Consider the following 7,027-nt stretch of genomic DNA (forward strand, 5'->3'; position numbering starts at 1 on the left):
CGGCCTCGACCTCTGCCGCTTCCACCGCGGACGGCCTCGTGCCGTCCGCCAGTGCCGGCCCCGCCGGCACCCGCGCCGCTGCCTCCGCCGCGGCCGGCTGGAGGAGGTGCCCGGCCGCGGCGAAGAAGCGCCCGCGTTCCTCGCCGGCCAGCTGGAGCGCGTTGGCCAGGGCATGGGTGGAGCGAAGCGAGGGATGGAGCTTGCGGCCCGCCTCCAGCTGGGCGACGTACTGCCTGGAGCAGCCGGCCAGACCCGCCAAGCCGGCCTGGCTCAGCCCGAGCCGGGTCCGGTGCCGGGCCAGCAGAAGGCCGAAGCTGCCCTCGGGCGCCAGCAACCCGCCTTCCCCTCCCCGCGAGAGCCGGTCGCCGACGACTGGATCGTGGAGGCGAAGATTCGCGGCGCGGGGTCCGCACACCTTCCCGCGCCCGACCGGAGGCCAAGGCCTATGTCTACTGTCGTCTGTCGACCGCTACCCCGAAAAGGGGGGCCGTCCCTCCGCCCAGGCACGCACCGCCTCGTAGAAGGAGGCAGGGTCGATGGTGGCGGCGCGGGCCTCTTCCTGCGGCGGCCAACTCTCGCCGCCGGCCGCGGCCAGGGCTCTGGCGCTGGCGGAGACCGCCCGCTTGGCGGCGCGGAGCGAGGCGGGCGAGAGGCGTGCCAGCTCGCCGAGGAGCGAGGCGAGCGCCGCCTCCACCTCCCCCTCCGGCACCAACCGGCTGAGGAGGCCCCAGGCGAGCGCTTCCTCCGCGGGGAGCAGGCGGCCGGTGAGGAGGAGCTCCGTGGCCCTGGCCGGACCGGCGGCGCGGACCAGGCGCGCGGCGAAGGCCACGCCGGGCAGGATTCCCAGCCGGGCCACCGGCATCCCCAGGCGGGCGCGCGGGGTGCCCAGACGGAGGTCGCACGCCAGGAGAAGCTCGAGTCCCGCGCCCGCGGCCACCCCGTCCGCCACCGCGAGGGTCGGCGCGCCGAGCCGTTCCACCTTCTCCAGCGTCGCCTCCATCAGGGCGAACGCCGCGTCCACCTCCGGCGGCGTCAGCGAGCGGAGTTCGTCCAAGTCGGCGCCCGCGCAGAAGGAGCCGGGCCGGCCGCGCAGGACCAGCGCGCGCACGCCTGGGATCCGCTCCACTTCCTCGAGGAAGCCGCCCAGCGCCTCCCACATCGAGCGGGTCATGGCGTTCCGGCGCTCGGCGCGGTCGACCGTCAGCCAGGCGACGTGCCCCTCCCCGCCGGGGAAGGGGGCGATCTCGAGGGAGAGCGCCTCAGATCGCATGACGGATCCCCCGCGCGCGCTCCCCGTCGCCCGGGATGGCGCCCGCCTCCTGCAGCCGCTCCATCTCCGCCTCGTCGAAGCCGGCCTCGCGCAGGATCTCTCTCGTCTGCTGCCCGAGGAGCGGGGGCGCCAGCGCGATCCGCCCGGGGGTGCGCGAGAACTTGACGGGCAGCCCCGTCATGCGGAGCCGTCCGGCGACGGGGTGCTCCACCTCCACCACCATCTCCCGGGCCCGCACCTGGGGGTGGGCCAGCGCCTCGCCCACGCCGAGGATGGGGCCCGAGGGCACGCCCGCCCGATCGAAGCGCTCCGTCCACTCGGCCGAGGAGCGCGTGGCCAGGCGCGCGGCCAGGATGGGGACCAGCTCTGCGCGGTGCTCCACCCGGGCCGGGTTGGTGGCGAAACGCGGGTCGGCGGCCAGCTCGGGCAGCTCCGCCGCCTCGCAGAAGGCCCTCCAGAGCCGGTCGTTGCCCACCGCCACCATGATGTGCCCGTCGGTGGTGGCAAAGGGCTGGTAGGGGACGATGGTGGGGTGGGCCGAGCCCAGCCGCTCCGGGTCGCGGCCGGTGGCGAAGTAGGCGCCGGCGGCGTAGGTGAGCCAGGCGATCTGGCCGTCCAGCAGCGAGACGTCCAGGTACTGCCCCTCGCCCGAGCGCTGGCGCTCGTAGAGGGCGACCACGATGGCGAAGGCGGCCCACATGCCGGCGGCCAGGTCGGCGACGGACATGCCGTGTTTGGTCGGTTCGCCCCCGGGCTCGCCGGTCAGCGACATCATCCCGCTCATGGCCTGGGCGACGGCGTCGAAGCCGGGCCGGTCGCGGTCCGGCCCGGTCTGGCCGAAGCCCGAGATGGAGCAGTAGACGAGCCGGGGGTTGAACTGGCGCAGCTGGCGGTAGCCGATGCCCAGACGGTCGGCCGTCCCCGGGCGGAAGTTCTCGATCACCACGTCCGCCCGCTCGGCCAGGCGGTAGACCACCCGTCGCCCCTCGGGAAGGGAGAGGTCGAGGGCGAGGCTGCGCTTGTTCCGGTTGACGCTCAGGAAGTAGGCGCTCTCGCCGCCCAGGAAGGGGGGACCCCACTGGCGGGTGTCGTCCCCCGAACCCGGGCGCTCCACCTTGACGACGTCCGCCCCCCAGTCGGCCAGCATCATCGAGCAGTAAGGCCCCGAGAGGATGCGGGAGAAGTCGAGCACGTGCACCCCTTCCAGCGGTGGACGGCCGGCGGTCGACGTCCCATCCATCCCATCCACCTCCCCGGCAGGCGGCGCGGGGCCCGGCAGGGAGTCAGCCGGGGGACCGGGGCTCGGGCTCCTCCTGCCGGAGGTGCCGGGCCACCCGCTCGCCAGCCTCGCGGATGTGCTCCTCCATCACCGCGGCCGCCCGCTCCGGCTCGCCTGCGCGGACCGCCTCCAGGACGTCGCGGTGATGCTCCAGGTAGGCCGCCGCGTTGCCCGGTATGGCCAGGCTCGCGTGGCGCGCGAAGACGATGCGGTCCTGCAGGCCCGACATCAGCTGCGCCAGGGTGGCGTTGCCGGAGGCGGCGCAGACGGCGTCGTGGAAGGCGTTGGTTGCCTCCACCAGCGCCTCGCGCAGGCCCACCGGGTCGGCCAGCGCCTCGCGGTGGCGCTCCAGGGCCTCCCGCGCCCTCTCCAGCGCCTCCAGCGCCTCGGCGCGCCCCTCCCGCACCGCCAGCGCCGCCTCGTAGGCGGCCAGCCGCTCCAGCGCCGAGCGGCAGGCGTACAGCTCGCGGACCTGCCGCAGGCTGAGCCGCGTCACCTCCAGGCCTCCGTCGGCGCGGGTCACCAGTCCGTCCTGCTCCAGCTTGCGCAGCGCCTCGCGCACCGGCGCGCGGCTGACGTCCAGGTCGGCCGCCAGGCGGCTCTCCACCAGGCGCTCCCCGGGCCGGATCCGCTCGGTGACGATGGCGTGGCGCAGCCGCCGGTAGACCTGCAGGTAGATGGGCTCGGCCTTCTCGATCGGACCTCCGGCCGGCGACTCCCAATCCAGCGGACTCTTCACGGAAGCACCTCCGAGAACGTGTCCGGACGATTCCGGACGGGCTCCGTCCCAGAAGGCTTTCCTTCCGCGACTCCGCTGCGACTCCTCTCCCCGGAGGCCCGCGGGAGCGGGCGCCCGGTGCCGGCTGCCGCCCTGGCGGCCGCGCCCGCTTCAAGTCGGCCCGCCCCCCTCTCTCCCCACCGCCCCGGCCTCAGTCGGGGAGCGCATGACCCCGGGTCTCCGGAGCCAGCCCCAGGAGCGCCAAGCCGACCAGGAAGGCGACGGAGGTGAGGGCGATGGGCGTGCCCAGCGAGTGGAAGTAGCTGACGCCGGCCCCCACCAGGAAGGTGATGGCGGCTCCCAGGAAGCGGCCGATGGAGGTGGCGAAGGCGAAGGCGGTGGCGCGCACGTCGGTGCTGTACTGCTCCGGGAGCCAGAGCGTGAAGACGGCGAAGTCGGCGCCGCCCAGGCCCAGCACCGGCAGCAGGTAGTAGAAGCTCCGGACGGTGCCGTGGTAGAAGACCCAGCCGAAGTCGCCGGCCACGGCCACGAACATGCAGAGGAACATGAACGCCAGCGTCGCCCGCCGGCCGATCCGCTCGGCCAGGAGCGGCATCAGGAGGCAGCCGACGACGGTGAAGGCGGCTGTCAGCATGGTGCCGTAGGAGGCCAGGTGGACCGTAGTCACCTTGTCCAGGCCGGCGGCGGTGGCCAGCTGGGTGATGGCCGTGGGCAGGTAGACCGTCCCGGCCCAGAGCCCGATCATGGCCACGCTGAGGAGCAGGGCGTTGCCCACGGTCCGCCGCAGGTAATGCGGCGCGAAGATCCCCGAGAGGAAGCGGCCGAAGCCCTCGCGCCGGGTCTGCGTCCCCACGCGCTGCCAGCGCTCGGGCTCGCGGACGCCGTAGCGAATGAAGGCGACCAGAAAGGCGGGGATGATGCCGATCCAGAACATGACGCGCCAGCCGAAGGCCGGCGTGACGAAGAGGTTGAGGAGGGCGGCCACCACGAAACCGATGTAGTAGCCGGTGTGGAGGTAGCCCGCCCCCATCTTGCGGCGCGACTCCGGCCACTCCTCGGCCACGAAGGTGCCGCCCATGGACCACTCGCCCCCGATGCCCAGCCCGGCCAGGAAGCGGAAGAGCATCAGCTCCCAGACGTTCTGGGCGAAGCCGGCCAGAAAGGTGAAGAGCGAGTAGACCAGGATCGTCCACATCAGCGTCCGCGCCCGCCCGAAGCGGTCGGCCACCGGCCCCCAGAGCGTCGAGAGGCCCCAGCCGACCAGGAAGAGGGCGAAGCCGACGCCGCCCCAGAGACCCAGGCTGGCCGGGCTGACCGCGATGCCCGACTTGGGCAGCAGCTCGGTCAGCGCCGGCGTCAAGACCAGCGCGAAGATGCTGGAGTCCATCCCGTCCAGCAGCCAGCCGCCCCACGAAGCGAGGAAGCCGTTAACCTGGTTCCGGGTCAGGCGCTCCACCGCGGGTTGCCGCTCCGTCCATGTCGCCAAGCGGGCTCACCTCCCGAACCCTTCCCGGTGGCAGGCGCGCGCCTTCGCCACCGATCGACACTCGACTGTCGACCGTCTACCGCCTGGGTAGGTGGCCATTCGGCGCGGCCGCCCTCTCTCCTGCCGGTGTTCTCCGTTCTTCCCACATTCGACGGCGGGTCACGACGTTCTCCAGCCGGGAGGCCTGGCCGGTCTCCGATCCGCCCTTCTCCGACGCGACCCGGCCGCGCCGCCCCGGGGCCTCCCGCCCCGCCCGCTGCCGCGGCAGGCCCGCCCGCCGGGAGCGGCGTATAAGGGGCTCCGCCGGCGCCTGCCGCCCGCCGTCCCCCGGGAGGCGGCGACGCGCCAGGTCTTGGGGTGGGAGGCGATGGCCACGCCGGGAGGGGGCTTCCTGGACGAGGAGCTGGTGGGGCGCTGGTTCGAGGGCGTCCTGGGGCGCGGCGAGCTAGAGCCGGAGCTACGGCGCGACCTGGCGCAGCGCTGGGGCGGCGTCCTGGCGCGGCTGCGCGCCTTCGACGAGGGGTTGCTGGAGGAGCTGCCGCCCGCCTTCGCCTTTGACCCCGCGGCGGTGGAGCCGGGCGCGCCGAGGCTGGAGCCGGCCTCGCTGGCCGGCATGGCGGCGGGCGAGGCGATGGGCTATTCGCCGGCGCCCGGCGCGGCGGCAGGGGAGGAGAAGGCGCCCGCCGACGGGGAAGGGGGGGCGGCACCAGCCGCGGCGGGAGGCGCCGCGGGCGAGGGCGGCGCTCCCCCGCTCCGCGCCCGCGATCCCCTGGCCGAGCTGTCGGCCGGCCAGCTGCTGGAGGCCATGCGCGCCGGGCGCCTCTCCCCCCGGGAGCTTCTGGAGACGACGCTGGAGCGGGTCCGCCTCCTCGACCCCGTCCTGCACGCCTTCGTCCACCTGGCGGCGGAGGAGGCGCGGACGGCGGCCGCGGAGGCCGAGGAGCGGTTTCGCACCGGCCGTCCGCGGGAGCTGGAGGGCGTGCCCGTCGTCCTCAAGGACCTCTTTGACGTGCGCGGCCAGCCCACCACGGCCGGCTCCGCCGTCCGCGCCGGGCGGCGGGCGGCGCGCGACGCGCACGTCGTCCGCCTCCTGCGCGAGGCCGGCGCGGTGCTGGTAGGCAAGGTGAGCACGCACGAGTTCGCCTTCGGCGTGACCACCGACACGCCGTTCCACGGGCCCACGCGCAACCCCTGGGAGCCGGGGCACGTCCCGGGGGGCTCCAGCGGCGGCTCGGCCGCCGCCGTCGCCGCCCGCGTCGTCCCCGTCGCCCTGGGCACCGACACCGCCGGCTCCGTCCGCATCCCCGCCGCCGCCTGCGGCGTCACCGGCTTCAAGCCCACCTACGGGCGCATCGGCCGGAGCGGCGTGGTGCCGCTCAGCTGGTCGCAGGACCACGTGGGCCTGCTGGCGCGGAGCCTGGAGGACGTGGCCCTGGTGGCCGAGCTCCTGGCCGGCCCCGACCCGGAGGATCCCGCCGCGCATGCGGCCGTCCCCCTGGCGCCAGGCTCCGCCCGCGCCGCCGTCGCCCGGGGACGGGAGCGGCCGGACCTGCGCGGCCTCCGCCTCGGCCTGCCGGCCGGCTGGCTGGAGGACCGGGTGGCGCCGGCGGTGGAGGAGCGCTTCCGCGCCCTCCTGGAGCGTGCCGGCGCGGCGGGGGCGCGGCTGGAGGCGGTGGAGCTGCCGCCGGCTCCGCTCCTGGCGCTCCTCAACCGGGTGGTGACGCTGGCCGAGGCGGGCGCCTACCACGCGCCCTTCCTGGCCCGCGCCGGCCGCCTCTACTCGCCCGACGTCCGCGCGCGCCTGGAGCTGGGCCAGCTGGTGCCGGCGCGCGACTACCTGCTCGCCCAGCGCCTGCGCGGCGAGCTGGTCCGCCAGGCACGCCGGGCGGCGGCGGAGGTGGACGCGCTCTTGACGCCCACGCTGCCGCTCCCCGTCCCCCGCATCGGCCAGCGGCTCTGGTTCCCCGGCGGCCGCCCGGAGGCGGTGCCGGACGGTCTCATCCGCCTGACCGCCGGCTTCTCCTACCTGGGCTTCCCGGCGCTTACGCTCTTCGCCGGAACCGACCCCGAGGGGCTCCCCCTGGGGCTGCAGGTGGTGGGCGCCCCGGGCGAGGACGTGCGCCTGCTGGAGGTGGCGGCGGCGCTGGAACGCCACCTGCTCGCCTGAGGCGCGGGCGGGGCCGGCCCGCCCGGGACCGGCCCCGCCGCCCCCTGCCCGTCATTCGGCCTGGCGGATGGCCTCCACGGCCGCCG

At 75.5% G+C, this 7,027-nt stretch carries 6 protein-coding genes; 1 reads left to right on the plus strand and 5 read right to left on the minus strand.

The window, feature by feature from the left end; translation table 11 throughout:
- The 5 genes from K6U79_10285 to K6U79_10305 all read right to left on the minus strand — a co-directional run.
- The coding region (locus K6U79_10285; protein MCL6522739.1) for a helix-turn-helix domain-containing protein at positions 1-334 on the minus strand (334 nt) is incomplete at its 3' end.
- Between the two features lie 135 nt (positions 335-469).
- Entirely contained in the window at positions 470-1,270 is an 801-nt protein-coding gene (locus K6U79_10290) for an enoyl-CoA hydratase/isomerase family protein (protein ID MCL6522740.1), read from the minus strand.
- Positions 1,260-2,510 (minus strand): CoA transferase, encoded by a 1,251-nt coding sequence (locus K6U79_10295; protein MCL6522741.1) that lies wholly within the window; start codon positions 2,508-2,510, stop codon positions 1,260-1,262. Before K6U79_10295 ends, K6U79_10290 begins: the two co-directional genes overlap by 11 nt.
- A gap of 43 nt (positions 2,511-2,553) precedes the next feature.
- The gene (locus K6U79_10300) at positions 2,554-3,288 is read right to left on the minus strand and encodes a GntR family transcriptional regulator (GenBank protein ID MCL6522742.1); all 735 of its coding nucleotides are present in this window, start codon (positions 3,286-3,288) and stop codon (positions 2,554-2,556) included.
- 190 nt (positions 3,289-3,478) lie between these two features.
- A complete protein-coding gene (locus K6U79_10305) occupies positions 3,479-4,675 on the minus strand; it encodes an MFS transporter (protein ID MCL6522743.1) in 1,197 nt (398 codons plus the stop codon).
- A gap of 466 nt (positions 4,676-5,141) precedes the next feature.
- On the opposite strand from K6U79_10305, the gene K6U79_10310 reads away from it, so the two are divergent.
- Positions 5,142-6,941, plus strand: coding sequence for an amidase (locus K6U79_10310; GenBank protein MCL6522744.1), 1,800 nt, complete (start codon positions 5,142-5,144; stop codon positions 6,939-6,941).
- Positions 6,942-7,027 lie beyond the last annotated feature (86 nt).

The sequence above is a fragment of the Bacillota bacterium genome (genome assembly GCA_023511835.1).
In the GTDB taxonomy this organism is placed as follows: domain Bacteria; phylum Bacillota; class Sulfobacillia; order JAIMAT01; family JAIMAT01; genus JAIMAT01.

Coding starts and splice junctions, on each gene's coding strand:
- K6U79_10290 (MCL6522740.1), bottom strand. CDS start 1,270: ATGCGATCTGAGGCGCTCTCCCTCGAGATCGCCCCCTTCCCCGGCGGG.
- K6U79_10310 (MCL6522744.1), top strand. CDS start 5,142: ATGGCCACGCCGGGAGGGGGCTTCCTGGACGAGGAGCTGGTGGGGCGC.
- K6U79_10295 (MCL6522741.1), bottom strand. CDS start 2,510: ATGGATGGGACGTCGACCGCCGGCCGTCCACCGCTGGAAGGGGTGCAC.
- K6U79_10305 (MCL6522743.1), bottom strand. CDS start 4,675: ATGGACTCCAGCATCTTCGCGCTGGTCTTGACGCCGGCGCTGACCGAG.